Annotated in this window: 30 protein-coding genes; 9 read left to right on the top strand and 21 right to left on the bottom strand. The window is 69.3% G+C overall.

Annotation, left to right across the window (positions count from 1 at the left end; all coding sequences use genetic code 11):
• Complete coding sequence (locus KME78_RS36175) at positions 1-420, bottom strand: DoxX family protein (protein ID WP_219533945.1); 420 nt, start codon at positions 418-420, stop codon at positions 1-3.
• Between the two features lie 29 nt (positions 421-449).
• A complete protein-coding gene (locus tag KME78_RS36170) occupies positions 450-1,055 on the bottom strand; it encodes a dihydrofolate reductase family protein (RefSeq protein ID WP_219533944.1) in 606 nt (201 codons plus the stop codon).
• Between the two features lie 114 nt (positions 1,056-1,169).
• Between KME78_RS36170 and KME78_RS66480 the strand changes: the two genes are divergently transcribed.
• Positions 1,170-4,034, top strand: a complete 2,865-nt coding sequence (locus KME78_RS66480; RefSeq protein ID WP_281428951.1) for an ATP-binding protein — start codon at positions 1,170-1,172, stop codon at positions 4,032-4,034.
• Positions 4,035-4,055: 21 nt separating this feature from the next.
• Here KME78_RS66480 and KME78_RS36160 read toward each other — a convergent pair whose 3' ends face one another.
• From KME78_RS36160 to KME78_RS36125, 8 genes are all read right to left on the bottom strand, one after another.
• Positions 4,056-4,565, bottom strand: a complete 510-nt coding sequence (locus KME78_RS36160) for an NUDIX domain-containing protein (RefSeq protein ID WP_219533942.1) — start codon at positions 4,563-4,565, stop codon at positions 4,056-4,058.
• Between the two features lie 151 nt (positions 4,566-4,716).
• A complete protein-coding gene (locus KME78_RS36155; protein ID WP_219533941.1) occupies positions 4,717-6,072 on the bottom strand; it encodes a YcaO-like family protein in 1,356 nt (451 codons plus the stop codon).
• On the bottom strand, positions 6,065-7,096 hold the full coding sequence (locus KME78_RS67420) for a TOMM precursor leader peptide-binding protein (protein WP_219533940.1): 1,032 nt from the start codon (positions 7,094-7,096) through the stop codon (positions 6,065-6,067). Before KME78_RS67420 ends, KME78_RS36155 begins: the two co-directional genes overlap by 8 nt.
• A complete protein-coding gene (locus KME78_RS36145) occupies positions 7,093-8,025 on the bottom strand; it encodes a SagB/ThcOx family dehydrogenase (RefSeq protein WP_219533939.1) in 933 nt (310 codons plus the stop codon). Before KME78_RS36145 ends, KME78_RS67420 begins: the two co-directional genes overlap by 4 nt.
• Before the next feature lie 247 nt (positions 8,026-8,272).
• Positions 8,273-9,142 (bottom strand): SAM-dependent methyltransferase, encoded by an 870-nt coding sequence (locus KME78_RS36140; protein ID WP_219533938.1) that lies wholly within the window; start codon positions 9,140-9,142, stop codon positions 8,273-8,275.
• Positions 9,143-9,254: 112 nt separating this feature from the next.
• On the bottom strand, positions 9,255-9,467 hold the full coding sequence (locus tag KME78_RS36135) for a hypothetical protein (RefSeq protein WP_219533937.1): 213 nt from the start codon (positions 9,465-9,467) through the stop codon (positions 9,255-9,257).
• A gap of 201 nt (positions 9,468-9,668) precedes the next feature.
• The gene (locus KME78_RS36130; RefSeq protein WP_219533936.1) at positions 9,669-10,286 is read right to left on the bottom strand and encodes a response regulator; all 618 of its coding nucleotides are present in this window, start codon (positions 10,284-10,286) and stop codon (positions 9,669-9,671) included.
• Complete coding sequence (locus KME78_RS36125) at positions 10,283-10,996, bottom strand: sensor histidine kinase (protein ID WP_219533935.1); 714 nt, start codon at positions 10,994-10,996, stop codon at positions 10,283-10,285. Before KME78_RS36125 ends, KME78_RS36130 begins: the two co-directional genes overlap by 4 nt.
• On the opposite strand from KME78_RS36125, the gene KME78_RS36120 reads away from it, so the two are divergent.
• The gene (locus KME78_RS36120) at positions 10,986-11,384 is read left to right on the top strand and encodes a hypothetical protein (protein WP_219533934.1); all 399 of its coding nucleotides are present in this window, start codon (positions 10,986-10,988) and stop codon (positions 11,382-11,384) included. The two genes, KME78_RS36125 and KME78_RS36120, sit on opposite strands and share 11 nt — an antisense overlap.
• Before the next feature lie 29 nt (positions 11,385-11,413).
• Here the strand turns inward: KME78_RS36120 and KME78_RS36115 are convergent, their stop codons facing one another.
• The 4 genes from KME78_RS36115 to KME78_RS36100 all read right to left on the bottom strand — a co-directional run bounded on the left by KME78_RS36115 (position 11,414) and on the right by KME78_RS36100 (position 15,581).
• Positions 11,414-12,253, bottom strand: a complete 840-nt coding sequence (locus KME78_RS36115; protein ID WP_219533933.1) for an ABC transporter permease — start codon at positions 12,251-12,253, stop codon at positions 11,414-11,416.
• Entirely contained in the window at positions 12,250-13,077 is an 828-nt protein-coding gene (locus KME78_RS36110) for an ABC transporter ATP-binding protein (RefSeq protein ID WP_219533932.1), read from the bottom strand. The genes KME78_RS36115 and KME78_RS36110 overlap by 4 nt, the downstream gene beginning before the upstream one ends.
• A 332-nt stretch (positions 13,078-13,409) precedes the next feature.
• Positions 13,410-14,906: an FAD-dependent monooxygenase gene (locus KME78_RS36105; RefSeq protein ID WP_219533931.1), complete on the bottom strand. Its 1,497-nt coding sequence runs from the start codon at positions 14,904-14,906 to the stop codon at positions 13,410-13,412.
• A 72-nt stretch (positions 14,907-14,978) separates the two neighbouring features.
• A complete protein-coding gene (locus tag KME78_RS36100; protein WP_246652691.1) occupies positions 14,979-15,581 on the bottom strand; it encodes an acyl-CoA-like ligand-binding transcription factor in 603 nt (200 codons plus the stop codon).
• A gap of 57 nt (positions 15,582-15,638) precedes the next feature.
• Between KME78_RS36100 and KME78_RS36095 the strand changes: the two genes are divergently transcribed.
• Positions 15,639-15,776, top strand: coding sequence for a hypothetical protein (locus KME78_RS36095; protein ID WP_219533930.1), 138 nt, complete (start codon positions 15,639-15,641; stop codon positions 15,774-15,776).
• 189 nt (positions 15,777-15,965) lie between these two features.
• A complete protein-coding gene (locus KME78_RS36090) occupies positions 15,966-16,490 on the top strand; it encodes an NUDIX hydrolase (RefSeq protein ID WP_219533929.1) in 525 nt (174 codons plus the stop codon).
• Positions 16,491-16,650: 160 nt separating this feature from the next.
• Here the strand turns inward: KME78_RS36090 and KME78_RS36085 are convergent, their stop codons facing one another.
• Entirely contained in the window at positions 16,651-19,434 is a 2,784-nt protein-coding gene (locus KME78_RS36085) for an ATP-binding protein (RefSeq protein ID WP_308127266.1), read from the bottom strand.
• Positions 19,435-19,613: 179 nt separating this feature from the next.
• Here KME78_RS36085 and KME78_RS36080 point away from each other — a divergent pair, with 179 nt between their 5' ends.
• Both KME78_RS36080 and KME78_RS36075 read left to right on the top strand, forming a co-directional pair.
• A complete protein-coding gene (locus tag KME78_RS36080) occupies positions 19,614-19,970 on the top strand; it encodes a VOC family protein (RefSeq protein ID WP_219533927.1) in 357 nt (118 codons plus the stop codon).
• A gap of 80 nt (positions 19,971-20,050) precedes the next feature.
• The gene (locus KME78_RS36075; RefSeq protein ID WP_219533926.1) at positions 20,051-20,710 is read left to right on the top strand and encodes a VOC family protein; all 660 of its coding nucleotides are present in this window, start codon (positions 20,051-20,053) and stop codon (positions 20,708-20,710) included.
• Positions 20,711-20,722: 12 nt separating this feature from the next.
• Here the strand turns inward: KME78_RS36075 and KME78_RS36070 are convergent, their stop codons facing one another.
• Both KME78_RS36070 and KME78_RS36065 read right to left on the bottom strand, forming a co-directional pair.
• Complete coding sequence (locus tag KME78_RS36070) at positions 20,723-21,295, bottom strand: DUF6506 family protein (protein ID WP_219533925.1); 573 nt, start codon at positions 21,293-21,295, stop codon at positions 20,723-20,725.
• 392 nt (positions 21,296-21,687) lie between these two features.
• Positions 21,688-22,329: an FMN-dependent NADH-azoreductase gene (locus KME78_RS36065; RefSeq protein ID WP_219533924.1), complete on the bottom strand. Its 642-nt coding sequence runs from the start codon at positions 22,327-22,329 to the stop codon at positions 21,688-21,690.
• A 94-nt stretch (positions 22,330-22,423) separates the two neighbouring features.
• On the opposite strand from KME78_RS36065, the gene KME78_RS36060 reads away from it, so the two are divergent.
• On the top strand, positions 22,424-22,951 hold the full coding sequence (locus tag KME78_RS36060) for a MarR family winged helix-turn-helix transcriptional regulator (RefSeq protein ID WP_219533923.1): 528 nt from the start codon (positions 22,424-22,426) through the stop codon (positions 22,949-22,951).
• Between the two features lie 60 nt (positions 22,952-23,011).
• Positions 23,012-23,215 (top strand): hypothetical protein, encoded by a 204-nt coding sequence (locus KME78_RS36055; protein WP_219533922.1) that lies wholly within the window; start codon positions 23,012-23,014, stop codon positions 23,213-23,215.
• A gap of 271 nt (positions 23,216-23,486) precedes the next feature.
• Here the strand turns inward: KME78_RS36055 and KME78_RS36050 are convergent, their stop codons facing one another.
• On the bottom strand, positions 23,487-23,675 hold the full coding sequence (locus tag KME78_RS36050) for a hypothetical protein (RefSeq protein WP_219533921.1): 189 nt from the start codon (positions 23,673-23,675) through the stop codon (positions 23,487-23,489).
• A 176-nt stretch (positions 23,676-23,851) separates the two neighbouring features.
• Between KME78_RS36050 and KME78_RS66475 the strand changes: the two genes are divergently transcribed.
• Positions 23,852-23,974: a hypothetical protein gene (locus tag KME78_RS66475; protein WP_281428947.1), complete on the top strand. Its 123-nt coding sequence runs from the start codon at positions 23,852-23,854 to the stop codon at positions 23,972-23,974.
• Positions 23,975-24,091: 117 nt separating this feature from the next.
• On the opposite strand, the gene KME78_RS36045 is transcribed toward KME78_RS66475, so the two are convergent.
• The 3 genes from KME78_RS36045 to KME78_RS36035 all read right to left on the bottom strand — a co-directional run bounded on the left by KME78_RS36045 (position 24,092) and on the right by KME78_RS36035 (position 26,406).
• Positions 24,092-24,952 (bottom strand): SDR family NAD(P)-dependent oxidoreductase, encoded by an 861-nt coding sequence (locus KME78_RS36045; protein WP_246652690.1) that lies wholly within the window; start codon positions 24,950-24,952, stop codon positions 24,092-24,094.
• Positions 24,953-25,510: 558 nt separating this feature from the next.
• Positions 25,511-25,828: a winged helix-turn-helix domain-containing protein gene (locus KME78_RS36040; RefSeq protein WP_219533920.1), complete on the bottom strand. Its 318-nt coding sequence runs from the start codon at positions 25,826-25,828 to the stop codon at positions 25,511-25,513.
• Entirely contained in the window at positions 25,828-26,406 is a 579-nt protein-coding gene (locus tag KME78_RS36035) for a hypothetical protein (RefSeq protein WP_219533919.1), read from the bottom strand. The genes KME78_RS36040 and KME78_RS36035 overlap by 1 nt, the downstream gene beginning before the upstream one ends.
• Positions 26,407-26,775: the final 369 nt, after the last annotated feature.

The following is a 26,775-nucleotide window of genomic DNA, read 5'->3' as shown; positions in this document are numbered from 1 at the left end:
TCAGTGGACCGGCCGCAGAAGGGCCTTGATCTGGATTCGGCGTGCCCAGGCGATCAGCGCGCTCACCACCAGCAAACCGATGGGCAGCCATGGCGGGGCAGCGAGAAGGAAGATGTTGGTGATGGTCGCGCCGGCCATCAGGGCGGCCACGCCGAGTGCGGCCGCCCCGCAGAGCCTGGGAATCAGGAGGCCGAGTGTAGCGGCGATCTCCAGGACGCCCACGGCGTATCGGAGCCACTGTCCGGCCCCGATCGCGGTGAACATCTCCACCATCGCCGGATCGCTCGTGACCTTGAGGATGCCGGCGGGGCCGAGCTGGACGGCCAGGACGGCCTGCGCCACCCATAGAGCGGCCGTTCCAACGTGTTCGCGGATCCGGGTCCGGGCAGGCGAGGCGGCTACGGGCTGCGTGTGACTCATGGAGTTCTCCTGTCAAAGGGATGTCGTGGCTAACGGTCCGCGCGGATCCGGTCGTACAGGAGACAGATCGCGCCGGTGGCGGTCGTGCTGGTGGCGGTGAGCGACCAGGAGGACCCGGCCGGGCCATCGGTGAACAGGTGAGCCCCGCCGCCGACGAGCTCCGGGCACAGGGTGATGCTGAGCCGATCCACTTCGCCCGCGTCGAGCAGCTGTCGAATGACGCTGCTGCTGGCCAGGACGATGATGTCGCCTCCTGGCCGCTCCCGCAGTTGCTTGACGACGGTGGCCGGGTCAGCGGTGGCAAGGCGCGCGTTGTCCCAGTCCACCCGCTCCAGGCTGCCGGAGAAAACTATCTTCTCGACGTCGTTGAGCCAGCGGGCGAACGCGCGGTCGTTCGGGTCGGCGCTGTCGTCCTCGGCCACGGCGGGCCAGAAGCCGGCGAAGCCCTGGTAGTTCTTGCGGCCGAGCAGCGCCGTGGTGGCCGGGCGGGTGACGTCCACCATGTGCGCGCGGGCGCCGTCGCTGACGGCGTGGGGGACGATCCAGCTCATGTCGTACTCGCCGCCTGGGCCGGCGACGCGTCCGTCGAGGGAGAGGGCGATGTTGGCCACGACGGTACGCTGCTGAGTGGTCATTTCTGCTTCCTTCCGGGGTGTTCGGGGCACACGACCCAGGGTGTCGTCCAGGGCGGGAGGCTGTCGTCGTCAGACTTGGTGAGATCGGGTCCGGGTTTGGAGGGCGGGTAGGTGATGGTGGGGTCGGCCGTCAGCCCGGTGATGGTCGGCCGGGCGGACGAGATCGCCGCGCTGCGGGCGGCCTACGCCCAAGCCCGGTCGGCGCGGCCCGTCACGGCGTTGGTCTCCGGTGAGGCGGGCATCGGCAAATCCCGGCTGGTCACCACCGTGGTGCGGGCGCTTCCCGGTGACCCGCTGGTCCTGTCGGGCGGTTGCCTCGAACTCGGCTCGGAGGGCGCCCCGTACGTGCCGTTTGTCGCCGTCGTACGCGACCTCGTACGCCGGCTCGGCCGCGACCAGGTGGCGGCACTCCTGCCGGCGGCCGGATCCACGCTCGGCGACTGGCTGCCGGACCTCGGCCCCGCCCCCGCCCGGTACGCGCGGACCAGGCTGCTCGAGGAGATGCTGGCCCTGATCAGCCAGGTCGCGCAGGCACAGCCGGTCGTCCTGGTCGTGGAGGATCTGCACTGGGCCGACGCGTCCAGCCGCGAACTGTTCGCCTACCTGGTCCGCAACCTGGCCGATGCCACCGTCCTGCTGATCGGCACCGTCCGCACCGGAGAGCTCGCCACCGGCCACCCGAACCGGCGACTGCTCGCCGAGCTGGGGCGCGGCCGAGACCTGGTACGCCTCAGTCTCGGCCCACTGGAGCACCAGGACGTGGCCGAGCTCCTGGAGGCCATCGACGGCCGGCCGCCGGACCGCTCCCGCACCGGCGCCATTCACCGGCGCAGCGGCGGCAATCCGCTGTTCGTCGAGGCACTGAGCACCACGGACGAGGCATCGGCGGCCGACCTGCGGACCCTGCTGCTCGACCGGATCACCGACCTGCCCGATCTGGCTCACCAGGTGCTGTCGGCCCTGGCCGTCTCCGGCATCAGGCTGACCGACGAGGTCCTGGGCGAGGTCACCGGCCTGCCGGAGACGCAGCTCCTGCTCGCCCTCAAGGATCTGGCCGGGCGGGACCTCGTGGTGGCCGGCGACGAAGGGTACGCGATCCGGCACGACCTGATCCGCGAAGCCGTCTACGCCTCGCTGCCGCCGGCACTGCGGCGCCGCACCCACGCTCGATACGCCGCCGGGCTCGCCGCCCGCACCCCTGACAGCACGGCCCTGGCCGACCACTGGACGGCCGCCGGCGAGTTCGAGCAGGCGCTGCCAGCGGCGTGGCGCGCAGCCGACCGCGCCGGCCGGCAGAACGCCTACGACGAGCAACTCCACCTGCTCGAACTGGTCCTGGCCCGCTGGACGCAGGTCGCCGCCCCCTCCCTCCTCATCGACGCCGACCGCACCACCGTTCTGGAACAGGCCGCGGCGGCAGCCTTCGCAGCCGGCAAATCCGCCGCGGGCGTCGCGCACGCCACCGCTGCCCTGGCCGAGCTCGACCCGGAGAGCCAACCACTGCGTACGGCCCGGCTGCTCGGCCTGCGCGGCCAGTCGCAGAGCCGCGTCGACGGCAACGGATGGGACGACCTGGAACACGCGGTCGCGCTGGTGCCGCCCGGCTCGTCGGACGCGCTGCGCAGCCGCCTGCTGTCCGCGCTGGGCTTCGTCGGCGTCGCCACGCACCGCCTGGAGCAGAGCCGGCAGTACGCGGCCGAGGCACTGACCCTGGCCGAACGGCTCGGCGACGACGGCCTGCGAGCTCCCGCGCTGCTGGTGCTGGCCGCGCTCGACGGCATGGACGGCGTCTTCGAGCCGGCTATGCGTACCTACGCCGAGGCCCGGCGGGCCGCGGAGTCGGCCGGGGACGAGCACACGTTCCTGACCACGTTCCAGTGGGAGGCCGGACTCATGGAGGCCATGGGCCTCTACGAGCAGGGCGCCGAACTCGCCCACGTCGGACAGCGGGCCGCCGAACGGCTCGGCCGGACCCGCTCACGAGGCAGCATGCTCGCCAACGCCCGCGCCATCCACCTGCGCTTTCTCGGCCGGTGGGACGAGGCCGTAGGGGTCGTCGACGAGGCCCTGGCCGACGGGCCGCCGCCGCTGTACGCCGCGTTCCTGCGTCTGGCGGCCGCCGACATCGCCCGCTGCCGGGGCGAGACCGACCGGTTGGAGCTGCTGTTCCGCCAGGTGAGCGAGTTCGCGCGGCATGCCGCCGGGGCCGCCGAGGCGAAGGCCGAGTTCGCCGTCCAGCGCGTCGCCTGGGCCTTGGAGCAGGGCGAGGCAGACCTGGCCGACCGGATCCTCGGCGAGCTCCTGTCGGTAGCACCGGCCACCTGGCCGACACACGAGGTATTACGGCTGGCGGTGCTCGGAGCCCGGGTCCAGCGCGTCCGGCGGGCCGCCGCCCCGCGGAACCGGCGAGTCGCCGCCGAAAGCGCCGACCGACTCGCGGAGCTGGCCCGCGTGACCGACACGGTGCGCGCCGCCACCCCCGCGCTCACCGCCTACCGGCTCACTTTCCAGGCCGAGGCCGGCTCCGGCGACCTGCCCTCCTGGGACGCGGCCGTGACGGCCTGGCGCGACCTCGGCAACCGGTACGAGACCGCACTCGCCCTGACCGGCGCCGCCCGCGTCGCGCTCGCCTCGAACAACCGGCCCGGCGCCCGCTCCCGGCTACGCGAGGCCCGCGCCCTCGCCGCCGAGTTGGGCGCCGCGCCGCTGCTGGCCCGCATCGACGACATCACCGCCCACGGCCGACTCGGCGACGCCGCGCAGGTCCCGGTGCGCAACGACTTCGGCCTGACCCGCCGCGAGCTCGAGGTGCTGCGGGTGCTCGCCCGCGGCCGGTCGAACCCGCAGATCGCCACGGAGCTGTTCATCACGACCAACACCGTGGCCACCCACGTGGCGCGGATCCTCGTCAAACTAGGCGTCGCCACCCGAACCGAGGCCGTCGCCCGCGCCCACGACACCGGACTCCTTGACGGTTGACGGCTTCAGGGGACAGGACCCCTATATGCGCAGGGCACGCGGCTCACCCGACGGATGTCCCCTTACAGCCAGCACATCGGCCAACAGCTCCGGAAGTCCCACCGGCCGCAGAGTCTCTGTGGCCTCGGCAGCGACAAGCTCCGCCAAGGACCACCATCGATGATCAATGATCCCCTGCTGCTCACCCGGCTCCAGGTAGGCGCGGGTGATGGCCGGCATGCCGCGCACCCGCGCGAGGAAGTGCCGCTCGTGCATGTGCAGGGGTTCGCCGCCCCACCGGACGTCCGCATCGAGGGTCCACAGGCACGGCCCCCACTCGACCTCCGTCAGCCCGGTCTCCTCCAGCAACTCCCTACGAGCGGCCTGAAGGAAGTCCTCGCCCTCCTTCAATCCTCCGCCCGGGGGCACCCAGAACAACTCCCGGACCGGAAACCCGGGAACGACGATGACGCCGTCATCCCTGCACCGGATCAGCAGAAGCCGATCATCCTGATCCAGCAGCACAATCCGGGCACTTCGTCGAGTCCGCATCGCTTGCTCCATCCGGAGTAGTCAATCACCCAGCAACGCGGAAGGCCGCCTCCCATAACCGGGAAGCGGCCCTTGACCTGGGTGGGGTGTTCACGAGTGGCGTTACCGTACCACCGCCGGTCTGCCCCGAGCCGGCGCTACTCCACTGTGGTCACGGATAGGGGTGCGGTTCGAGGTTGGTCACGCCGCCGTACGCGGCGAAGCGAGGATGCAGCAGCGTGGCTGCGCTGGGCAGGCTCAGGCTGAGGGTGTCGGGCGACCAGACGCGGCAGACGGTGAGGCCGAGGCGGCGGATGTCGGGTGTGGTGAGGTCGAGGTAGCTGAGTTGTTTCCCGGTGTCGGCGAACGCCTTGACCAGGTGCGCCGCGCCGGAGCGGGTGTCGGTGGCAGGGTCCGGCGGAAGATCGCTGGCCATGGCCTCCACATGGACGGCGAAACGTTTGTCGATGATCGCGGCATTGACCGGGTCGGCGTAGTGGACGACGTTGTCCTCCAGGTCGAAGAAGCGGTCCTTGTCGAGGGCGCGCCCGTTCGTGGCGGAGGTGGTGGCCTTCCAGATCGCGTAGCGGGCGATGGCGGTGGCCTCCAGCAGCGCCTTGTACATCGCGTGGGTCAGGCGGCGGTCGCTGCCCAGGCCGGCGACGACCGGCGCGCATGCGGCGTCGCCGTTGCGGTACAGGCAGGCGATGGTGAAGCCGGGCAGGTCGGGGTTGGGCAGGAGGTGAAACTCCGGCGGGACGGCATCGCGTGGCCAGTAACGCCCGATCAGCCGGTGGAGGGGGCGCAACCGGGCGTCGGCCAGGATTTTCACGGAGGGCTGGCCGCCGTACCAGTGCCCCATCACGGAGTCGAGCTGGATGAGCTCCTCGATGGCGCTGAGCAGGGCCTTGCCGGGATCGCTATGCGTGGCGGTGCCGGTGGTGACAGCCGCGTTGAGCCAGACTTCACCGTCCCCGAGCCGGGGCCGGTAGCCCACCATGGTGAGCTGGGCGGGCGCCCAGAAGAGGTCATCCCCGGTGAGGGAGCAGGTGGGCAGCCAGCTCATCGGGGCGTCGGCGTCGAACCGGCGGAACAGGAATCCGTCGCGCGCCAGTTGCTCATCGGAGAAGAAGGAGAGGTGCCGTTCCGCCGGAAGGCCGGCGTGGCCGCGGCTCATTTCCCGGTAACTGGCGAAGCGGACCTGGCCGGAATGGTGGGCGAGGTAGGAGTGGTGGCAGTACCGTTCGGCCGATTCGCCGAGTGTTTTGATGAGCGGCTCGTCGAGGAGCACACCGGCGCCCCCGAGGTGATGCATTTCCGCCGGTATCGGTTTGCCGTCGTAGAGCAGGTGCACGCCGGTGAGCTCGGCGCCGGCGATGGCGATGCGGGGTTCGCCGCGGGTCCGTACGCTGAACTTCAGCCGCGGCACCAGGCCGCACACGGGATTCAGCATGCGCCGGGACAGTGAGCGGGTGACGGCGTCGAAGGGCGTGGTACGCCGGATCAGGTGATCGGCGGCCTCAGCCATGGAGCCACTCCTTGGCCTGGAAGTACAGCTCTGGTTCGTCGCGCTGGGCGATGGGGGAACAGGCGTGGCAACCGGGGATCTGCAGGATCTCGTTGACCGTCGTCTCCCAGGTCGGCAGGTGAAAGCCGAGCATCTTCCCGTTGGTGAAGGAGGCACCGGTGCGCGCCAGATTGATCGCCTCCAGGGCCAGGTAGGAGCAGAGCAGGGAGGACAGCGCCGGCAGGACGGGCGAGCGCCCGCCGGAGGCTTCGGCGCTGGCGAGCGCGTTCTTGTAACGCCGGTAACCGTCGCCGTCGGTGAGGTTCATGGTGACGCGCTTCTCCAGGCAGGCGTAACACGGACCGCGGCCAGGATGGAAGGTCGGGCCCACGAACAGGAACGGCCCGTCTATGGCGCCGTGCAGCCACGACATCCCGGCCTCGAGCGCTATCCGGTTGAACAGGCCGGCGGCCACCGGGTCGACTCGCAGGCCCGCCCACACGACGATGGCCTGTTCCCAGGAGGAGAACGTGTCGGCGACCTCGTGCAGCCGCAGCCCGTGGACGGTCCAGCCGGTGTCGGGGTCGTCGAGCACGCGCAGGGCCGTGTCTCCGGAGGCGTCGGCAACGTCGAGCTCCGGATCGCTGATCGCGATCAGCTCACTGACCTGCGCGGCCAGCGCGCTGTCGCCGATGACCCGTACCGGCCGGGCGACCGGCGGCGGACCGGTCAGCAGATCCGCGTAGCGGTCGAGGTAGTGGTCGAGGGCCGACGAGGCACCGTCCTCGATCGCGCCGAGCCCGCGCAGATGGTCGATGAGCGAGGACAGCTCCGCCATGCCGATGTTGGTTTTCTCGGCGACCGCGGCCAGGCTCCGGGACCCGTCCAGCGCGTCGACCGCGGAGAACAACCAGCCACGCCGGGACTCGTCGGTGATGGTGTGCGAGGTGGAGCTCCATACGCCGTGGCGCAGTTCTACGGTGTCGGGGTCATGGCCGATGATGGAGAACGAACGCTTGACGCGGGGCGACACGGGCTCGGTCACGCCTGCCTCCCAGCGGTCTCAAGAGCCGGCTCCTCGCGCCTCGGCCGGCCCAGCACGATCAGGTGCAGCAGCGCGGTCCGCAACCCGTCGATGTCGAGGACCTCATGGGCCTCCTCGTCGTAGTAGGTCGACCAGTCGGTGCCGGCCAGGCCGAGGGCGGCGGCGCCAAGATGGACGTGCTGCGACATCGCCCCCACTTCGTGCAGCACGAACCGCAGCCCGCGCGGGCCGTACTTACGCATGGACCGCCATGGGCGGGCGACGAGCAGCACCAGCACCGCGGCCCGATCGACCGGCAGCACGTCGGGCATCTCGTTGATGCCGCAGTTCAGCAATGCGAGCACCTGCTGGGCGCCGCCATAGTGATCAAGGGCGTCCAGGCGAGGGGCGTAGCGGTACAGGCCGGGTTCCAGGCCGGTCACGTCGCGTACGGCCAGGTGAAGTTCGACCGGATAGAGGCCGCCACCGCTGGCCACCGCGCGGTGCGGCCGGCCGGGCTGGTGGTCGTGGTGCGCTCCGGCCGCCCGCAGCAGGGCGGCCACCTCGGCCAGCGTCGCCGGCTCTCCGCTGAAGGAGCGGATGCTGCGCCGGTGCGCGAGCGCCTCCTCGAAGGTCATGGACGTGGCGGCCGACTCGGGTAGCTCGATCCGGCGCGCGTCGGGGATGTGCTCCTCGTCGGTGTGCGCGAGCATGCCCTGGCATTCAGCGGTCAGATAGTCACCCACCGAGCACTGCAGTTCCCGGTCGTGGCGTCTCACCCGGGTCGCGTACAGGAACTCCTCCGCCGGTGAGGCCGACCGGCTGAAGCCGAGATAGGCGTGGCGGAGCTGATTCGTGCGGAAGGCCGTGCTGTCCAGCCACGGGCCGGCCGCACGGAAGAAGTTGGCGCCGAGCGCCGAGCTCAGCACCGCGGAGTTGTTCGCGGTCAATTGTCCCGTCCTCCTGGCGGTCTGTTCCTGCGATGGGGCCGTGCCCCGGCCGGAACCGGGGCACGGCTTCTGCTGTCAGGCCGTTGCCGCGCTGCTGGAACTAGACGTAATAGGTGCGACCAGCACCCTGTCGTCACTCAGCGTCGTCGGGCAGGCGCTGAGGCTTTCGACCGAAGTCTTCGTCGAGAACATGCTTCTCCTCCTTTCAGGGTCCGATCTGGTTGTCGCCGTCGAGGCAGCCCATGCCTCACCGGCTTCCCGCCGCAGGCGAGCGGGGGAACCTTGCGCCGGAGCAGTCGATCCGGCGGAGCCCGAGGTGCGCGACCGACAGGGCACCATGCCGGAAGAGCACCGCACCATTCGTGGTGAACTCCAGCCAGTCAGCCAAGGTGGAGTCCTGAACCGTCCGCGGAAGAGCACGCAACCTTCTCGCCCAGTCCGAGAACGTGCGGGCGTAGTCGTCGCGATGGGTGCGTACGTGGATGGGCTCCCACCACTGCCCGCAGGTGGCCAGCAACCGGTCGAGCGACAGGAGCGCACCACTCAGGCCCAGGCGCCGCATCGCCTCGAGATATCGGGACGCCTCCGGCGGCCAGTCGCTCTGATGCCCTGAGATCGTGGTCTCCAGGACAAGCCGGGCCCCGGGTGCGGTCCACGCGTGGGCGAGGGCGAAGAACTCCGCGCAGATGTCGGGCTGACGCGCCGCCTCCAGCGGACCGGCCACGTTCTCGAGCAGACCGATGCTGACGACCACGTCGTACGGCCGGTCGGGCGCGAAGCCGCGATAATCACCGTGATAGGTACGGACGCCCGGCAGCCCCAGCCGCATGACGGCCTGACACGCTTCGCCGGAGGAATCGATCCCGCAGGCGGAGGTCACCCCGCACTCGTCACTCACATGCCGCAACATGCCGCCGTGGCCCGAGCCGACATCGAGGACCCGTACGTGGGCGGTGATTCTCGCCCAGTCTGCCAGGAGCCGGTATTTGCCAAGCTGAGCGGCATCGAGATCGGCCGCACCGTGCCACAGGCCACAGCTCAGCGCGAGGGTACGGCCCAGCCAGGCGCTGCTGTCAGGAGGGAGGAGAGGAGAAGCGTCGACCGATGAATCGATCATGGTCGTTCCGGGAGGCGCGACGGCTGCCTTTCCGTGCACATAGCGTTACCGTACGCTGGCTATAACTCTGTGTAAACAGATAAACGCACAGAGTAGTTGATCTCAGATAGGCCTACCCGCGACGAGCCCTTGCCGCGACCGCCGCATGAGCCCGCACCGGCCTATCCAGCGGCCCGGCGGTGATGCGAATGGCCCTGATCTGGAGCGGTTCTCCGTCGTCGAGGTAGTAGGCGCGCGGTTCGTCGATCTTGACGAAGACCGCCTTGATGGCCTCGGCGCCACGGACATGCGCGGTACCGAAGAACAAGTCGGTGTCCTCGGTCATCGGTATTGACGCCGTCCGCGTTCTCACGCACGGCCAAGTGCTCGATGGCCGAGACGACCAGCTCGCGGGCGGCCTGGTACCAAGGATTGTCGAAACGACCGACGCGCCTGGACAGCAGGCCCAGCTCCAGCCGCGACGTGAGAATGTTCGCCGAAAATGCCAAGGGCGCACAACATCCGCAAGTTGTGACCGTCAAGCTCCTTAGAGGAGACCCCGCTCCATGGCCGTGGTCACGGCCGCCGTCCGGTCGGATACTCCAAGCTTGCCGAAGACGCGCAGCAGATGGGTCTTGACCGTGGTCTCGCTGATCGACAATGACCGGCCGATCTCGGCGTTGGTCATGCCTTTGGCGGTCAAGGCCAGTACCTGGCCCTCGCGAGGCGTCAGCGACTCCGCGGCGGGGGCACGCATCCTCGTGACGAGCTTGGTCGCGACCGAGGGCGACAGCACGGTCTCGCCGCGCATGGCCGACCCGATGGCGGCCAGCAGGTCCGCCCGGCTGACGTCCTTGAGCAGGTAGCCCGCCGCGCCGACCTCCACCGCGCGGACGATGTCACTGTCCGTCTCGTAGGTGGTCAGCACGATGACCCGGGTTTCCGGACGTTCGGTGAGGATGCCGGGGATCGCGCTCACCCCGTCGCCTCCGGGCATCCGCAGGTCCATGAGGATGACGTCCGGTGCCAGCCGGCGCGCCCTGATCACGGCTTCCGCTCCTGAGGCCGCCTCGCCGACCACCTCGATGCCCGGATCCGAGTCCAGCATGCCGCGCAGTCCTTCACGGACCACCGGGTGATCGTCCACGATGAGCAGCCTGATCACGTCGGTACCTCCACGGTCAGCTCGGTCCCCCGGCCTGGAGCAGCGGAGACCTCGACGGATCCACCTGCCTGTTCGACCCGGCTGCGCATGTTGCGCAGCCCATAGCCTTCGGTGACGCGGGGGTCGAACCCTTTGCCGTCGTCGGTCACCCGCAGGCTCACCTCGCGCGTGCCGTATCCGACCGTGACCCGCACCTCGCGTGCGTCAGCGTGCTTGCGCACGTTGGCCAGCCCTTCCTGCAGTGCTCTGATCAGCGCCACCTCCGCGTGCGGCGGCAACGGCCTGGTCTCGCCGTCCGTGGCGAAGGCCGTGGTGACGCCGGTCTCCTCACCCATCCGTCTGGTGATGCGCCGCATCGACTCCAGGAGTGAGGAGGAGTCGAGCGGTGCGGGGGTCAGGGCCGCGACCAGCGCGCGGGCCTCGGCCAGGTTCTCCCGCGCGGTCTTCACGGCGAGCGGCACGTTCTTGGTCGGGTCGGGTGCCTGAAGGAGCATGATGATGCTGCTGAACCCCTGGGCGAGGGTGTCGTGGATCTCCCCCGCCAGGCGTTCGCGCTCGTCCTGGGCGCCCCGCTCGGCCGACAGTCTGGCCACCTCGGCGCGACTTCTCTCCAACTGCTCGATCAGGTCGGCCCGCTCCCTGCTCTGCGTGGTGACCCGGTCGGCCCAGCCGCCGAAGACGCCCGAGAAGAAGACGGCGATGGTGATCACCACGATGACGGTGGAGAACTGCCCGGGGTTCGACGCGACCACGATGATCCTGACCACCGGCGGCACACTCAAGGCCATGACGGCGGCGATCGCCCGCCTCGACGGCAGCACGATGAAGCACTGCGCGTTGAGCCCGAAGCGTGAAGAGGCTTTCCGACGAGATCAGCGCCACGGGGACATAGAGGGCGATCATCAGGACCACGTAGACCGTGCCGCGGCCCGTATCGCCGCGGACGACCGCTGGGCGTCCCAGGAAAACGTAGAGCGGCGCGTAGGCCGCCAGGCAGGCGGTGGCCACCGCCTTCTGCCACCCGAGGTGGTCGCCGAGAATGAGGAAGACGCCCGGGATGACGACGGATACGGCCAGCAGGAGCTCCCAGCCCCATAACTGCCGCCACGCGTCGCGCTCTCCACGCGTCACCGGTCGCGGCGGCTCTTCCACCGGAACGTCAGCACACACAGCACCATGCCTCCGATCACCCAGCCTCCCAGAGCCAGCGCCACCCGGTCGAGCTCGTACGAGCCCATCGGCTCGAGAGCCACGCCGCCCTCGCCCAGGAAGACCGACCTGAACCCTTGGCACATCCATCTCAGCGGGAAGACGGAAGCGACGCCGACCAGCCAGCCGGGCAGCTCGGTGAAGGGGATGAACACCCCTGAGATGAACTGCAGGACGATGAAGGGCAGCGTGATGACGGCCGTCGCGCTCTTGGCCGACCTGGGCAGGCTGCTGGCCGCGATGCCGAGCAGGCAGCCCGCCGCCAGGCCAAGGATGCCGACCCAGCCGAAGGTGAGCCAGGTCGTGGCGTCGTTCGGCAGCTCGAGGCCGTACAGGACGACGCCAACCGTCAGCAGCAACGTCACCTCGATGACCGACATCACCATCACGCTGAGGATCTTGCCGAGGAAGTAGGCGGACCTGGGCATGGGGGTCCCGGCCAGCCGTTTGAGCGCGCCCTGCTCCCGTTCGACCGCGATGCTGACGCCCAGGTTCTGCAGGCTCACGGAGAGCACGCCCGCCCCGATCAACGCGGCTGTGTACACCTGGGCAACGGTGACGCCAGTGCCCTCGAACCGGCCGCGGAAGATCGAGCCGAACAGCACCAGGAGGACGATCGGCAGGGAGAAGGTGAAAATCACCTGGTCTCGCTCCCTGAAGAACTGTTTCAGCTCGAAGAGGGCTCTGGCCAGCCCTATCTCAAGGACGGAAGGCAGCCTACGGGCCCTGGCGGTCCCGGTCGCGGCGGTGGCCGTCATGATCCGTTCTCCTCGATCAGCCGCAGGTAGGTGTCCTCCAAGGATGGGCGGGTCACGGTGAGCCGCGGGACCTCACCGCCGTACCGCCGGGCGAGCTCGACGACCGTCGTGGCCGGGGTGTCGGTCTCCACCTCGCCGTCGGCCCAGGCCACCGTGGCCTTGGCGCTCGCCCTGCCACCCAGGGTCCGCGGGTCTCCTTCGGCCACGATGCGGCCATGAACGATCACCGCTACCCGGTCGGCCAGGGCCTCGGCCTCCTCCAGGTAGTGCGTGGTGAGCAACACTGTCGTGCTTTCCAGGCTCCCGATGAGGTCCCAGAATCCCCTGCGTGCCTGCGGGTCGAACCCGGTGGTGGGTTCGTCGAGGAAGAGCAGCTCGGGATTGCCGATGATCCCCAGGGCGACGTCGAGCCTGCGCCGCTGGCCGCCTGAGAGCGCCGGGATCCTCGAACCCGCTTTCCCGGTCAGCCCGACCTGCTCGATGACCTCGTCGGGATCTCTGGGACACGGATAGTACTTCGCGAAATGCCGGACGACCTCCCTGACGGTGACCTCCGCGACGTCGTCGGCCGACTGCGAGACGATCCCCGTCCTCGCCCGCCATCGCCTGGTGGACCGCCTCGGATCCACTCCCAGCACGCTCACCGTGCCCGCGTCGCGATCACGGTGCCCCTCCAGGATTTCGACAGTGGTGGACTTACCCGCGCCGTTCGGGCCAAGGATCGCGAAGACCTCACCAGGCGGGATCTCCAGATCGATGCCCCGGAGTGCCGCCACATCGCCGTAGTGCTTGGTCAGCCCCCGCACACTCACCGCTGAGTTCATGAAACGAGCGTGCATCGCACCGGCTCACTGCGACACCACCGAGTGATGGACGCGGCCGTCCTCCGATCGGAGGACGTCGGCAGCGGGCCCCGCACAGCGACCATGACCGGTTGCGACCCGACCAACCGGTAGGTAGCCCGATCCTGACTGGCGCCGGCGCGTACGCGCGGCCCAAGCGTTCGCCGCTGCCACCGATCCCATCAGGCAACTCACGGACGTGCCGGTGGACGACCTACGTACGGAACTCCTTCGCGGCGCGAGCGCGATTCTCGATCCCGAACCGATCGCCGAGCCTTAGCCGGCGAAATGACCGCCCGTTCGCACCTAATCAGTCACCCCAGCCAGCGTTGGATCGCCGCCCTGAGCGATGCGCGGGACTCCGCGTCCGGCTGCGGTACGTCGGTGGCCCATGCCACGTATCCGTCGGGCCGCAGCAGCAGCGCCGTGCACGGTACGGCGGAGCCGGGCAGCCCCGCGGTTGCGGGGTATCCCCAGTCCCCGCCGGTGAAATCGATCAGGTGCGGGCGGCCGTCCCTGGTCAGCTCGGCGAGCCGGACACCGTCCTTGAGGTCCAGGTCGGGAGCCCACCGACCGGCCAGCGGATGGTCGCTGCCCACCTCGTAGCGGATGTCGGCGCCCGACATCAGGTCGGCGATACGGCGGACGTTGCCCGGGTCGCCGAGCAGTTCGGTGAACAGCGCGCGCAGGCCGGTGACCTCGCTGCCAGGGGCGATCAGTGCGGATTGGGCGCGCGAGGACATCACCACCCGCTCAGCGACCGGGCGTCGTTCGGACTCGTAGGTGTCGAGGAGACCGGCGGGGGCCGTGCCGCGCACGTCGGCCGCGAGTTTCCAGCCAAGGTTGACCGCGTCCTGGAGGCCGAGGTTGAGCCCGGGCCCGCCGATCGCCGAGTGCACGTGAGCGGCATCGCCGACCAGCACCACCCGGCCGTCTCGGAAACGCTCAGCCAGGCGGGTGTTGCCGCCGTTGAGCTTGCGCATCAGGTGCGGCCCTTGGCCGTCTGGCGGGCCGAAAGCGATGTTCGCACCGAGCACGCGGCGGGCGCTGGCCTGCAGTTCCGCGAGCGTGAGCGGCCCCTCGGCGTCCTGTTCGTTCCACTCCGTGGTGGAGATCAACGGTGCGGGGGTGCCCGGCAGGGGCGCGTACACGAACAACCCGCGCTCGGTCCGGTGGTGCAGGAACGGCGGGATGGGTCCGTACCCGGGAATGTCGAGGCCGCCGGTGGCCGGATCGACGAACTCGGCCGGCACGACGGCGTGCGCGGTGCGCGCGATCGTGCTGTCGGTCGTCACGCCGGGGAAGGCGATTCCGGCCAGTTTGCGTACGATGCTGTGCCCGCCGTCGGCACCGATCAGGTAGCGCGTTTCGATCGTGTACGGCCCGGCCGGCCCGCTGACCTGGAGGGTCACGCCGTCCGCGCCCTGGGTGAATCCGGTGAGCTCGTGGCCGCGCCGGATCTCGACGGCGAGTTCGACGGCCCGTTCCTCCAGCATCTGCTCGATCCTGCGCTGCGGAACCTGGAGGATGTAGAAGGGGTTGTCGTCCAGCACACTCAGGTCGATCGGCAGCGCGCCGAAGACGAATCCGGGAGTGGGCCGCGGTGGGTCCTGGTTACCAGCGAGCCGCCCGTACAGGCCTCGCCGGTCGAGCATCCGTACCACCTGGCCGACCAGGCCGTTGGCGCGGTTGTCCTGGGTGCGCTCCGGCAGGCGCTCCAGGACCAGGGGGCGGATTCCGGCCAGGCTGAGCTCGCAGGCCAGCATCAGGCCGTTGGGCCCTGCTCCGGCTATGACGATATCGGCGATCATGGTGAGACCTTCCGGGCATGACGGATCGACCGGCGGCAGGCCGGCTGATCTTCGATAGGGAAATGGGAGAGGTCAGGGCGCGGGCAGGCCGGCGGCGACCTGACCGAGGGCGTCGCGCAGCAGTTCCTCGAACGGTGCCGGCGCATCGCCGTGCAGCCACAGATGGATGACCGTGAGTATGGCGGCGCCGACCGCCCCGGCGACCAGGTGCGGATACAGATCTCGATCGACATCGGTGCCGGTGCGCTCGGCGATCGCCGCGGCCAGCGCATCCTGCGCGGCCATGTGAGCCTTGAGGAACTCGCCCCGGTGCTCCGGATGCTGGCTCATCAGCCTGACACCGGCGATCCAGCGCTCGTCGGCCGGACGCTCGGCCGCTTGCATGCCAAGCGCGAACCGGGCGAACACCGCGTTGGTGATGGCCTCCCACAGGGGTTCGCCGTCCGGCCTGGACCTCAGCTCGTCGGCGATCTGCACCGCTCGGTCGAAGTGCCTGGCCGCGATCGCCTCGCCCTTGCTGGAGAAATAGTTGTTGAACGTACGGTGCGAGACACCCGCCTCGGCGGCGATGTCCTCCACCTTGACGTTGTCGAAGCCACGCTCGACGGTCAGCTTGATCGCCGCCCAGCTGAGCGCGATCCGGGTCTCTTCCTTCTTGCGCTCTCTCAGCCCCATGCGAACACCTTACACAAATTTGCGAGCCACGCAAATATGCGAGCCACGTAAAGATGCGTGGCTCGCACGTATGCGGCGACCTTGCTCGCCGTGGCCATGCCGGTCATGAACGACCAGCCATTATGGGCGTCCAGGCTGATGGCACTCGACGTGGCGTCGGCCGCGATCCCGTTCCGCCGCCTGACGCCCGGGTAGAGAGTCCGAGTGAAATGGCTCCCCGATTGGCTCCCAGACAAGAGAAAGGGGCTCCGGATCAACTCCGAAGCCCCTTGTCACCTGCAACTAGCCTGGTGGGCTGTTCATGAGCGGGGTTGGCCAGGGGGTAGGTCGAGAAGATCGCTTCCCAATGCCCATGGTTGCTGGGACCGCCTTATGATCTCGTTCATGAGCGAAACGATCTTTCGGTCAACCGCTCGCGTGCTCCTGGTAGATGCCGTCGATCGGCTCCTGGTCTACCGCGGGCTGCTGCTTCAGGTTGAGGAGCCTTACTACGCCTGGTTCACGCCGGGGGGCGCGGTTGATCCTGGTGAAACCCTGCATCAGGCCGCCGCACGCGAGCTTCGAGAGGAACTGGGGTATGTCATCGCCCCCTCGGCTCTTGGGCCGGTCGTCGCGATCAGTTCGGGAACGTGGTCACTAGGCGGTGAGACGTTCAGCTCAGTGGATTCCTACTTCTTCCTTCGCGTCAGCGGACTGGAGGTGGATACCTCCGGCATGGACGAGGAGGAACGGCGGGTGACTGACCGTTTCGAGTGGTGGACAGTTTCGCAGCTGAGGTCGGCGGCCGAGCTTGTTGTTCCGGCGGGCCTGGCGGCGCTGATGGAGCTCCTGCTACCGGGGGATCTTCCAGCTCAGCCGATCGCGCTGCCGTGGCATTTGCCAGCGGCGGCAACGTCTGAACGAGCGTGACTTCCCGTCCCTTATCGACACCGGCCACCTCGACCAGTGGCGCCACACCCACCCAGACGAGCCCAGCAGAGCGCCCCGACACTACCCGCGCCTTCCCGGACACCTGCTCCGCGGCTCCCAAACCAGGACGAACCCATCGGCGACGATCACTCTGAGGTCATCATGGGTTGTCGAGCAGGGCCATCGGGGCGAGGCCGAGATCGGCCAGCGCGGCCGCGCCGCGGGCAGCGTGGTCGCCGCCGGCGAGCACCATGGTCCGTGCGTACTGGTAGCGGCAGCCGGCGGTGTCAAACGCGTCTGCCGCAGAGAGCATCCGCTCCTGGTCCTTGTCGAGCAGCGCTTGGGCCCGCTCCACCATGGCATTGGCGACCGGGTTGTCGGCCACGATGGTCCGGGCCTCGGCCAGACGGTCGCGGGCGTCGGGGCTCGCGGCGAGCACGGCGGCCTCGGCGCGCAGCGCGACGTACCAGTGGTGCCAGATCCAGCTGACCCACTTCCACATCTGCCTGGGTTCGGGGGCCATCCGCTCCAGCGCCTTCGGTGCCTGCCCGCGGTGCAGCAGGAGTATCACGTCGAAAACGGCCCCGTAGCCGTAAGTATGCTCCTTTGAGGTGCCGAGCTGATCCAGGACCTCCTGCCAATCGCGTCGGGCGGCGTGGTCGTCGCGGAGGCCGTGGATCATCGCCACAGCGGCCACCGCCGGGCGGAGAAGCGACCGGGCAGGGCTGCCTGCCCGCCGCCACGCATCGAGGAACCGGACGCTGCCGGTGAGCACCTCGTCGACGTTGCCCATCAGCGCGTCGACCATCAGCAGCCGGCACGTAGCGCGGTGACCGACCTCCGCCAGCGACGGATGGTCGGCCAGTTGGCGTGCCCATCGGCGGGCGCCTGACACATCCCCCGCGCCGAGGCTGGCCTCGGTGACTATGCCGAGCGCGTCGATCAGCTCGTGGGTGCCGGCCGGCGAGGTCGGCAGGGACGACAGGAGCGTGATCCGGCACCGGGCCGTGGCCGCAGTGGCGAACGTGTCGCCGCCCCAGGTCTGCGCGCCGGTGAGCGCGTCGAGTGCGGCCGACTCGGCGAGCGGGTCGCCGGTCCGGCGGGCAAGCTCGACCGCGCGCTCGGCGCGCGCGATCGTCTCCGGTACGGCGTTGCCGGGCGGGCCCTGGGCGGCGCCGAACGCGTCGGTGAGCACCGCAGCCTCGGCCAGTGCCACCGCGGCCTGCGCGGCCGGATCGTCGCCTGCCGGCTCTCGCGCCTCGGTGATCAGCGCGAGCGCCTCCTCGCGGGGCGGGAGCCGCACGAACGTGGTCGAGAACCGGAACGCGATAGTGGCGGCAGTAGCCAGGTCGGCGGCGGCGCCGGCGCTGTCGCCGGAGCTGCGGGCGGCATCCGCGGCCGCACGGCGGAGGCGGTACATGTCATCACCGACCGTCCGGCAGCCGGCCACAGCCGCGGCCTGCCGGAGCATCGACGCGCTGGCGGCGGGGTCGGTCGCGAGCGCGGCCGCCTGCTCATAGCGCCGCTGGGACTCGCCGGTCAGGTGACGGGTGAAGGTCAGCTCCGCCAGCTGCCGGGCAAGATCGTACGCTTCCTTGCGCTCCTCCGGGCGGTCGGCCGCCCACGCCAGCGCCGCCCGGAGGTCGTCGGCCACCAGATCGAACCGGGCCCGCCAGTCCGCTCGTACCACCGCCAGGCCGGCGGCCTTGGCCAGGCACCAGCGAAGGTGCCGGGATCGAGCGTCGACCAGCTCACCGGCCTCGACGAGTCGCTCCGTGCCGTACTGGCGGATGGTCTCCAACGCCCGGTACTCCGTCCCTCCCGGGGACGCGGTCACCACCAGCAGGCTCTGTTCGGCGAGGCTGGCCAGTCCGTCCGCGACGAGGCCTTCCTCGGACCCGGCTACCTCCGCGGCCGCCGCAGCGGTGAACGGCGCCACGAACACTGACACCCGGCGCAGCAGCGCCCGGTCGGCCGACTCCAGCAGGGCATGGCTCCAGTCCAGCGCCGCCCGCACCGAACGGTGCCGCTCATCGGCACGGGAGCCGCCGGTGAGCATCCGGAGCGGGTGGGACAGGGCGGCGGTGATGCCGTCCAGCCCAAGCGTGGGGTACCGGGCGGCGGCCAGCTCGATCGCCAGTGCAATCCCGTCCAGCCGCTCGCAGATCGCGGCGAGCTGGTCGCGCAGCGGAGGATCCAGCGGCCAGCCGACCGCCGCCGCCCGCTCCATGAACAACGCCACCGCATCGACGTCCAGGGACAGGGGCGGGACCGGATACACCCGTTCGAACGGCACCATCAGCCGTGCCCGGCTGGTCGCCAGCACCGTCACCCGAGGGCACGTCGCCAGCAACCGCTCCAGAAACAGCGCCACCCCGTCCGCCAGGTGCTCGCAGTTGTCCAGCACCAGCAGCGCATGACGGTCGGCCAGCGCGGCGACCGCGGACGCGGTCATGTCGCGGCCGGGCTGCTCACCGAGGCCGAGCGCCCCGGCGACCGCAATGGCGATCATGCCCGGATCGGTGACCGGGACCAGGTCGACGAACCACACCCCATCGGCGTACTCGCCGGCCGCCTCCGCGGCCACCGCCAACGCGAGCCGGGTCTTGCCCACTCCGCCGGGACCGACCGCGGTCACCTGACGGTGTGCCTTGATCATCTCGGTCAGCTCGGCCCGCTCGCTTTCCCGGCCGATGAACGAGGTCAGCGAGGCCGGCAGAACCGATGCCGGGTGAGACGGGCCTACACCGGCCGGCTCGGGGGCGCGCTGGGCGAGCGCCCGCCGACCCGGCACCTCCAGCTTGCGCAGCAGCGAGGAGACGTGACTTTCCACGGTACGCACCGAGATGCACAACCGCGCCCCGATCTCGGCGTTGCTGAGATGTGCCCCGACCAGTTCCAGCACCTCGGCCTCCCGAGGTGAGATGTCCGCTCCTGCCACCACCGTCCAAGTTTGCCGCATCCCCTCCGCGCTCCAATCCGCAATGACCACCGTGTTCGATCCGTGCCGTCGATCCGTGGTCCGGTTCCGTGGTCGCCACGGATGTGGACCGGCCAGGCCGGGAGGAAAGCTGTGGATACGCACACAGCGGGTCGATGTGACCCACGACTACAGGAGTGACCATGACCGGTTCTTCCACTCACGGGATCAAGACCGTGCTGCACCCCGTGTCCGACCTGGCCAAGGCCAAGGCGGTGTACGCCGCCCTGCTCGGCATGGAGCCGCAGTCCGACTCGTCCTACTACGTCGGCTTCGAGGCCGAGGGCCAGCACATCGGGCTGGTGCCGGGCGGTGGGCCGCAGAGCATGACCTCACCGGTGGCCTACTGGCACGTGACGGACATCGAGGCGAAGCTGGCCGAGGTGATCGCCGCGGGGGCCACCGTCAAGGAGGCCGCGCACGACGTCGGTGGCGGCCGTCTGGTGGCCACCGTCATCGACCCCGACGGCAATGTCCTCGGCCTCCTGCAGGACCAGTGAGTGCCGACCTGTCGTTGCCATATCCGCGGCGTAGCGGCCGCCGGCAAGACGACGAACCCACCTTGCTGAAAGGACCTGCCATGACCTCCTTCGAATCCGTCAACCTGGAAGTTCCCGACCCCACGGTCGCGGGCACCTTCTACGAAGCCTTCGGTCTGGGCGCTTACGTGAACGTACGCGCCTCCGACGCGGCGACGACCGGCTTCCGCGGGTTCGCGCTGTCCCTCGTGGCCTCCCAGCCGGGCAACGTCGATGCCCTTGTCAGTGCCGCCCTCGATGCCGGCGCCAGGACGCTGAAGCCTGCCACGAAGGGGTTCTGGGGCTACGGCGGCGTCGTACGCGCCCCGGATGGGACGATCTGCAAGATCGCGTCCTCGAAGAAGAAGGACACCGGACCTGCCGCCCGGCACATCGATCAGGTCGCGCTCCTGTTGGGCGTGGTGGACGTCAAGGCGAGCAGGCGGTTCTACGTCGAGCGCGGCCTGGCCGTGGCCAAGAGCTTCGGCGGCAAGTACGTCGAGTTCGACACCCCGTCGTCGGCCGTCACGCTGGCGCTCTACCCGCGCCGCGCCCTCGCCAAGGACACCGGCGTCTCCCAGGAGGGCACCGGATCGCACCGGATCGTGATCGGCGGCGATGCCGGGCCCTTCACCGACCCCGACGGGTTCGTCTGGGAGGCCGCATCCCGAGGCGTCGACCACGTCGGAGTCGACGGCGGACTTCCCGCTGGGACGGTGTGAGCGCCCCGTCCTCTACCGCCGGTATGCGGTGACGCCGACCGGCACCCGGCTGTCCACGGCGCGTATGACCGGTTCGGTGGCCTCGGGCCCGGATCCTCCGTACAGTTCGATCAGTTGCAGCTCGCTCGCCATCTTCCCGGCCACCTCGCCGGCGACGGTCTCGTCGGGGACCGCGACGAGAGTCGTCCTGCCGCCGTCACCCTTCTCGTGCACCACCACGTCGACCGCCGGATCGGCACCTTCGTGCACGATGATGAACGCCTCCGACAGTGTCTCCCCCGCCGCGAAACGCGCCTTGTAGGAGGCCACGCCCGTCAGCGACTCGAACCCGTAGTAGACGGCCCCCACCGGCACCTCACCGCCGACCGCCCGGCCGGCCTCAGCGTGCCGGACCGCGCCGAACCCGCCGCAGAGCTCGACCTGGTCCACCCCTTCGGTGACCAACCGGGATACGAGGTCTACCATCTGCCCTGGCTCGCCAATGGCCCGTACGCGCGTACGCCCACTGCCGTTCTGGACGGTCATGACGTCGATCGACGGGTCGGCGCCGGCCTCCTCATAAATGATCACCTTGTCTTCGCTCATATCCAGGAGCCTTTCCCCTCAACCAAACTTGAGGTCAAATCAACCGGCAACGAGGACACGGTCGCTGTCCGGACCGACCACCGCTGAAACGACAAGATCCCGCCTGATCTCGACGATCAGACGGGATCCCGTCAACTTCAGTCCAGCCGTCTCAAGAACGGCCCTGGGTGTGGTGTTCACGAGTGTGGTTGAGCAGTGACCATGACGCCCTGCCAAAGATCGCTTCCCAAGTTGCGCGTGATCGTTTCCCAGCGGAGCTTCCGGGGTTCAGCGTGCTGCGTCGGGCATGCGGACCGTTATGTATGGATGTGCCTGTTCCAGGTCAGCCTTGCTCTTGTCGTCTGATCAATGACCGCGGGCCAGGCGGTGGATGAAGGGGGCGAGGTGGTGGGTCAGGCGGCGCGCCGGGCAGCGAGTACCCTTCCGGCCTCGCCTGCTGCCTCCTCGGCGGCCTTGTGCATGGTCGCCGCCAACTCGGTGAACTCGTCGAGGGCCGGGTTCACGCCGACGAGCGTGAACTCGCGCTCGACGACCGTAAGGTCGGCGCCCCAGATGTCGACGAGGATCCGGCGCAAGAAGTCGGTGTTGTGGTCCCAGCCCTCGCGCGGGGTGCCGGGGCCGTAGGCGCCGCCGCGAGTGGTGACCAGGACGGTCGGCGTGCCCTCAAGCAGGCGGATGCCCTCGGGCGTGCCGGCGATCGCAAGGTCGATCCACGTCTTCGCGTGCTGCGAAACGCCGAAGTTGTAGAGCGGCAGCGCGAGCACGGCGCTCGTCGCCTGCTGCAACTCAGTGGCGATCCGCTCGGCTGTGGCGACCGCCTCGCGCTGCGCGGCGGTGCGGGCCGCCTCCGGAAGGTAAAGGCCGGAGATTGCGGCCTCCCAGACGTGCGCGGGCAGCGGGTCCTGACCAAGGTGACGCCGTACCACCGGCACCCCAGGGCGGGCGACCACGAGTTCGTCGAGGACGAGGTCGGCGAGTGCGCTGCTGGCGGAGCGGTCGCCCTGGATGGTGGCGTCGACACGGAGCACGGACATGGGGTTCCCCCTGATAGATGAGTGCCACTTGAATGTTCAAGTCGACAATATGCCGCAGCACTTGAATGTTCAAGTTGACCGGTAGAGTTGGTGTGTGAGCACCGATACCCCCAGCGAACCCACCCCCGAGCACGACGTGCCATGGCTGTCGCCCGACCAGCAGCGCGACTGGCGAGCGCTGGTCGCCTTGATCATGGCCCTGCCGCCCGCGCTGGACGCACAGCTCAAGCGCGATGCCGGCGTGAACGTTTTCGAGTACCACGTGCTCGCTGCTCTCTCCGACGCACCCAACCGCACGCTGGTGCTCAGCAACCTGGCCGCATTGGCGCAGGGGTCGCTCTCACGAATCTCCCACGCGATCACCCGGCTCGAGCGGTCTGGCTGCGTCGAGCGGCGTAGCTTGCCCAACCGCGGTGGCCGGCACACGGAGGCGCGGCTCACCGACGCCGGCTTCGCCAGGCTCGAAGAGATCGCCCCTGGTCACGTTCGAGAGGCCCGTCGTCTCGTGGTCGACGCACTGACGCCCGAGCAGCTCGCCGCACTCGGCGACGCCGCCCGGGCGATCACCGCCGTCACAATGGCGGAGGCGCCCGAAACGTGCCGGGAGATCAGCGACTGCTGACCCGGCAGACGCAGAGGGCCCATTCCTGACCCGCGTGGCGCAATCTGCAAGGTCTGTGTCGTGGACGCCATGGCGGGGATCGCCTCCACCGAGATCACCGCAGGATGGCACCACTCGGCCGGAAACGACCCACCCGCCTACGGCTACTCGGCAACGCTCACCGTCGCCGCCCGCACCCACCCGTTCGCCGTCGTCGACCGCGCCTACGGCAGGGCAGCGCCCACGGCGCGCTGCTCATCGATGGCAGCCTGGCCTGCCCGCTGATGCCCCCGACAGACTCGCCCACGCCGCCACCGGCCTGGACGACGCCGCCATCCGCACACCATCGCAAGAACTCACCGCGCTGATCACCGCGCTAGAACCGTACTTGCTGCGTCTCAAACAGAGCCCGACCCCAGACGGCGCCGTCCACTTCCAGTGCCCAGCAGCAGGCACCTCCCCATCCCGGACCTGCCCCGCTTCGACCGCCTCCCCCCAGCGCGAGCCCGGCCGCCCCACCCGCGGTCGAACTGACCGACGCCCGGCAGCGAGCCGCTCACTCGGCGGCAAAACCCCGCACTCTGCCACCGGCCCCCGACACCAAGACCAGCGAACTGCCGAAGATCTGCCGCCAGCACTCCATCACCCCGGCGATCTCGGCCGCCTCGGCAAGAACCGGCTCGCCCACGGCCGTGTCGCCCAGACAATCCTGACCACCCTGATGGTCGCCGTCGCCAACGACCACTTCCTCGACTCCTCGCGGCGCACCCACCAGCCGCCACAACCCGTCCCCGACGATGTCACCCTCAAGCCCAACACCAGCCAGCCGCCGAGGGCTTAGCCACGCCCGTCAAGCCGCTGCGGGCGCGGGATGTGGTGCGGGCGCTGGGTCAGCAGGATGTCCGGGGCCAGGTGGAGGGGATGCGCGCTCGGCTCAAGCGACTGGTGGACGATGGCTGGCCGGCCGAGCAGGAACAGGGCCTATTCACGATCGCGTCCGGGGTGAAGGGGTTCGCCGGCGAAGGGAGCACCGCCATGAGCTGAGTGCGGCGTGCCGGGCTGGTGACCGGGTCAAACAGCGCCTCGACCGACAGCGGACCGTCGTCCCCAAGCGCTTCGAGCGCCCTGGTCATCAGATCGCCGGCGGCCATGGCCACGAGCCTAGATGGGCCGTACCGATGCGGAGACACCCTCGAAGTCGGCGCTGCGGGCGGTCTCGGCCCACTGCTCGACCTCGTCCAGGCCGCGCCGGTAGGCACGCGAGATACGCTCGACCGCCTCGCGCCCGAGCGGCAGCCGCAGCGGCACCTCGTCGCCGTGCGCGAGGGACACGATGATCTCGGCCGCCCGAGCCGGGTCACCTTCCTGGCGGCCGTCGGTCCCGGCCATGTCCGCACGGACGTTGGCGAGCAAGTCACGGTAGGTCGCGGACGGCTCGACGAACTCGAGCACGTCGCCCCCGTTGAAACCAGTCCTGAACCGGCTGGGCTCGACGAGCATCACCCGGATCCCGAACGGCGCGACCTCCCCGGCCAGTGCCTCGGACCAGCCTTCGAGGGCGAACTTCGACGCGGAGTACGCCGACACGCCGGGGAACGACGTCCGCCCACCCTGACTGCTCATCTGCACGATCGTCCCGGTGCCCCGCTCACGCATCGTGGGCAGCGCCGCCCGGACGAGCGCGGCGGGGCCGAACAGGTGCAGATCCATCAACTCGCGCAACTGCGCGTCGCTGACCTCCTCGACCGCTCCGACCACGGCCCGGCCCGCGTTGTTGACCAGCACATCGAGCTGACCGAAGCGGTCGAGGGTGTCGCGCACGAGGTCCGCGGCCGCGGCGATGTCCCGGGCATCGAACTTCGCGATCAGGCAGTCGTCCGGGTACTTGGCCTCCAGATCGGCCACACTCTCGGGCCGGCGCACCGCCGCCACCACGTGGTCGCCCGCCGCGAGCGCCGACTCCGCCAGTGCGCGTCCGAACCCGCGGGACGCGCCAGTGATGATCCAGGTCTGTGTCGTCATAGCGGGGACGCTATGCCTTCGAGCGCGCTCGAACGCAAAACCGACGTGACCACCAAAACGGAAGATCGCGACCGAAAGCGCAAAGACCTCGACCCTCACGATCCAGAGGATGTGGCATCGCCCCTGCCCGCCTTGCGGGACTGGAGAGAACAGACGGTGGCGTTGCTGGCCACAGCCGACACCGGGCGTCTGATTTGCTGGGTTGACAACCGGACAGCGCTACTCCGATCGACCGGTCCCGCACGCCCGGCCGCCAGCCCTTCACGCGCTCCCAGCGGCTCAACACCACCAGCGCCCTTCGCCACGAACGCCAAACGAGCCAGAACCAGCCCGCCCAACGATCCGAAGACCTCGGAAAACACGAAATCCCGTCCGATTCAGATGATCGGACGGGATCCCGTCAACCTCAGTCCAGCCGTTTCAAGAACGGCCCTAGGCGGGGTGTTCACGAATAGGTTCTACCTGCGGCGGAGGGAGTACTTCCTTGATCGCTTCCCGTAGGAGAAGTGATCGTTTCTCGAACCTTGCCGGGGCAGTTCTGCATGGGGGCGACTGCTGCTACTCGGCGGCGGGCTGCTCATTGACCGCACGGGCGAGCGCGACGATCCGCTCCAGCGCCGCCGCGTGCCGCACGAAGGCCTCCCGGCCCTGCGGGGTGAGCCGCACGTACGTACGCCGCGCGCGCTTGTCCTGACTCTTGCGCACCATGACGTATCCGGCGCCGACCAGCGCGGAGACCTGCTTGGACAGGGCCGAGTCGCTGGTGCCGATCGAATCCCGGAGGAAGCCGAAGTCCACCCAGTCGGCCGGTGCCAGCACCGCCACGATCGACAGCCTGGCCGGTACGTGCAGGAACTCGTCGAACTGCGGATCCATCAGCCCTGCCCGCTACCCTTCTGGACGAGCGACCTCATGACTGAACGGTTGATGGGCGCGGCCGCGACATATGCGAGAGCCGCCAGGACAGCGCCGACCATGGCCTGCGACATCAGACCATGCGCGGGCGCGTCGAGGAGCGCGAAAGCGAGAATCCGCCCGGCACCGAAGATCATGCAGACGCCGATCAGCACCGTGCTGTGGTACAGCACCTCCCGGGTGCTGGGCTGCCTCCGGACCGAGGCCCGATATTCGTAAATGATGCCCACTGCTACGTACAGGCCGAATCCGAGCACGCAGCCGATGAGCTGCCACGGCGTTTCCAGATCGATCGAGGCGAAGCTGACAAAGAGGCCGAGTGCGACGATGATCACGCGGGGCATCGCGAAGCTACGGCGGACGATCTCGTTCCTGGTCGTGTCTTGGAGTCGGCGGATGTCATCAAGTGAGGACTGAGCGTCGTGCAGGCCGCCGTAGAGCGACTCGGCAGTTCCGCGTTTCATCCAGAGTGACGTCTCATGGGGAACGGATCTTCGGAATACTCGTAGAGACGGCATGGCCTGGTCGATCGGCGTCACCGCCCAGGCGTGGAGGGATCTTGGGCCACCACCCGCCCCATAACGCACATTTCAGATCACCTTGTCGCAGAACCCAGCCCGGAGCCGGCATCGCCATGCCCAGTGACGCCAACTCCGACCTCCACGAGCTCCAGCACCCGATTCGGCTCAGCGAGCCGCTTCACTTCGGCGAAACGTTCACCGTGTTCTGGCTGTCACGCTCGTACGTTGCCGGACATTTACTGTCATGTGACATTCCTGAACCAGAAGGAAGCAGTGGAGCCCCGGCAGCGCTTTGAAGAGCTCTACGCGGGGCACTACGCAGCCGTCTCCGGTTATGTCCGGCGTCGTACCGACCACCCGGACGACTGCGCCGATGTGATCGCCGAG

The organism is Nonomuraea guangzhouensis, from assembly GCF_019396345.1.
Taxonomy (GTDB): Bacteria; Actinomycetota; Actinomycetes; order Streptosporangiales; family Streptosporangiaceae; genus Nonomuraea; species Nonomuraea guangzhouensis.
This window is presented reverse-complemented; position numbering and strand designations above follow the sequence as displayed.

Bases quoted from the DNA above. Each gene is read 5' to 3' on its own strand.
- KME78_RS36090 (WP_219533929.1), top strand. From the start codon at position 15,966: ATGAGCGAAACGATCTTTCGGTCAACCGCTCGCGTGCTCCTGGTAGAT.
- KME78_RS36160 (WP_219533942.1), bottom strand. From the start codon at position 4,565: ATGCGGACTCGACGAAGTGCCCGGATTGTGCTGCTGGATCAGGATGAT.
- KME78_RS66475 (WP_281428947.1), top strand. From the start codon at position 23,852: ATGCGCGCTCGGCTCAAGCGACTGGTGGACGATGGCTGGCCGGCCGAG.
- KME78_RS36075 (WP_219533926.1), top strand. From the start codon at position 20,051: ATGACCTCCTTCGAATCCGTCAACCTGGAAGTTCCCGACCCCACGGTC.
- KME78_RS36045 (WP_246652690.1), bottom strand. From the start codon at position 24,952: ATGACGACACAGACCTGGATCATCACTGGCGCGTCCCGCGGGTTCGGA.
- KME78_RS36170 (WP_219533944.1), bottom strand. From the start codon at position 1,055: ATGACCACTCAGCAGCGTACCGTCGTGGCCAACATCGCCCTCTCCCTC.
- KME78_RS36070 (WP_219533925.1), bottom strand. From the start codon at position 21,295: ATGAGCGAAGACAAGGTGATCATTTATGAGGAGGCCGGCGCCGACCCG.
- KME78_RS36100 (WP_246652691.1), bottom strand. From the start codon at position 15,581: ATGGGGCTGAGAGAGCGCAAGAAGGAAGAGACCCGGATCGCGCTCAGC.
- KME78_RS36175 (WP_219533945.1), bottom strand. From the start codon at position 420: ATGAGTCACACGCAGCCCGTAGCCGCCTCGCCTGCCCGGACCCGGATC.
- KME78_RS36105 (WP_219533931.1), bottom strand. From the start codon at position 14,906: ATGATCGCCGATATCGTCATAGCCGGAGCAGGGCCCAACGGCCTGATG.
- KME78_RS36115 (WP_219533933.1), bottom strand. From the start codon at position 12,253: ATGACGGCCACCGCCGCGACCGGGACCGCCAGGGCCCGTAGGCTGCCT.
- KME78_RS36135 (WP_219533937.1), bottom strand. From the start codon at position 9,467: ATGACCGAGGACACCGACTTGTTCTTCGGTACCGCGCATGTCCGTGGC.
- KME78_RS36080 (WP_219533927.1), top strand. From the start codon at position 19,614: ATGACCGGTTCTTCCACTCACGGGATCAAGACCGTGCTGCACCCCGTG.
- KME78_RS36140 (WP_219533938.1), bottom strand. From the start codon at position 9,142: ATGATCGATTCATCGGTCGACGCTTCTCCTCTCCTCCCTCCTGACAGC.
- KME78_RS36065 (WP_219533924.1), bottom strand. From the start codon at position 22,329: ATGTCCGTGCTCCGTGTCGACGCCACCATCCAGGGCGACCGCTCCGCC.
- KME78_RS66480 (WP_281428951.1), top strand. From the start codon at position 1,170: ATGGTGGGGTCGGCCGTCAGCCCGGTGATGGTCGGCCGGGCGGACGAG.
- KME78_RS36040 (WP_219533920.1), bottom strand. From the start codon at position 25,828: ATGGATCCGCAGTTCGACGAGTTCCTGCACGTACCGGCCAGGCTGTCG.
- KME78_RS36110 (WP_219533932.1), bottom strand. From the start codon at position 13,077: ATGAACTCAGCGGTGAGTGTGCGGGGGCTGACCAAGCACTACGGCGAT.
- KME78_RS36155 (WP_219533941.1), bottom strand. From the start codon at position 6,072: ATGGCTGAGGCCGCCGATCACCTGATCCGGCGTACCACGCCCTTCGAC.
- KME78_RS36120 (WP_219533934.1), top strand. From the start codon at position 10,986: ATGGTGATCACCACGATGACGGTGGAGAACTGCCCGGGGTTCGACGCG.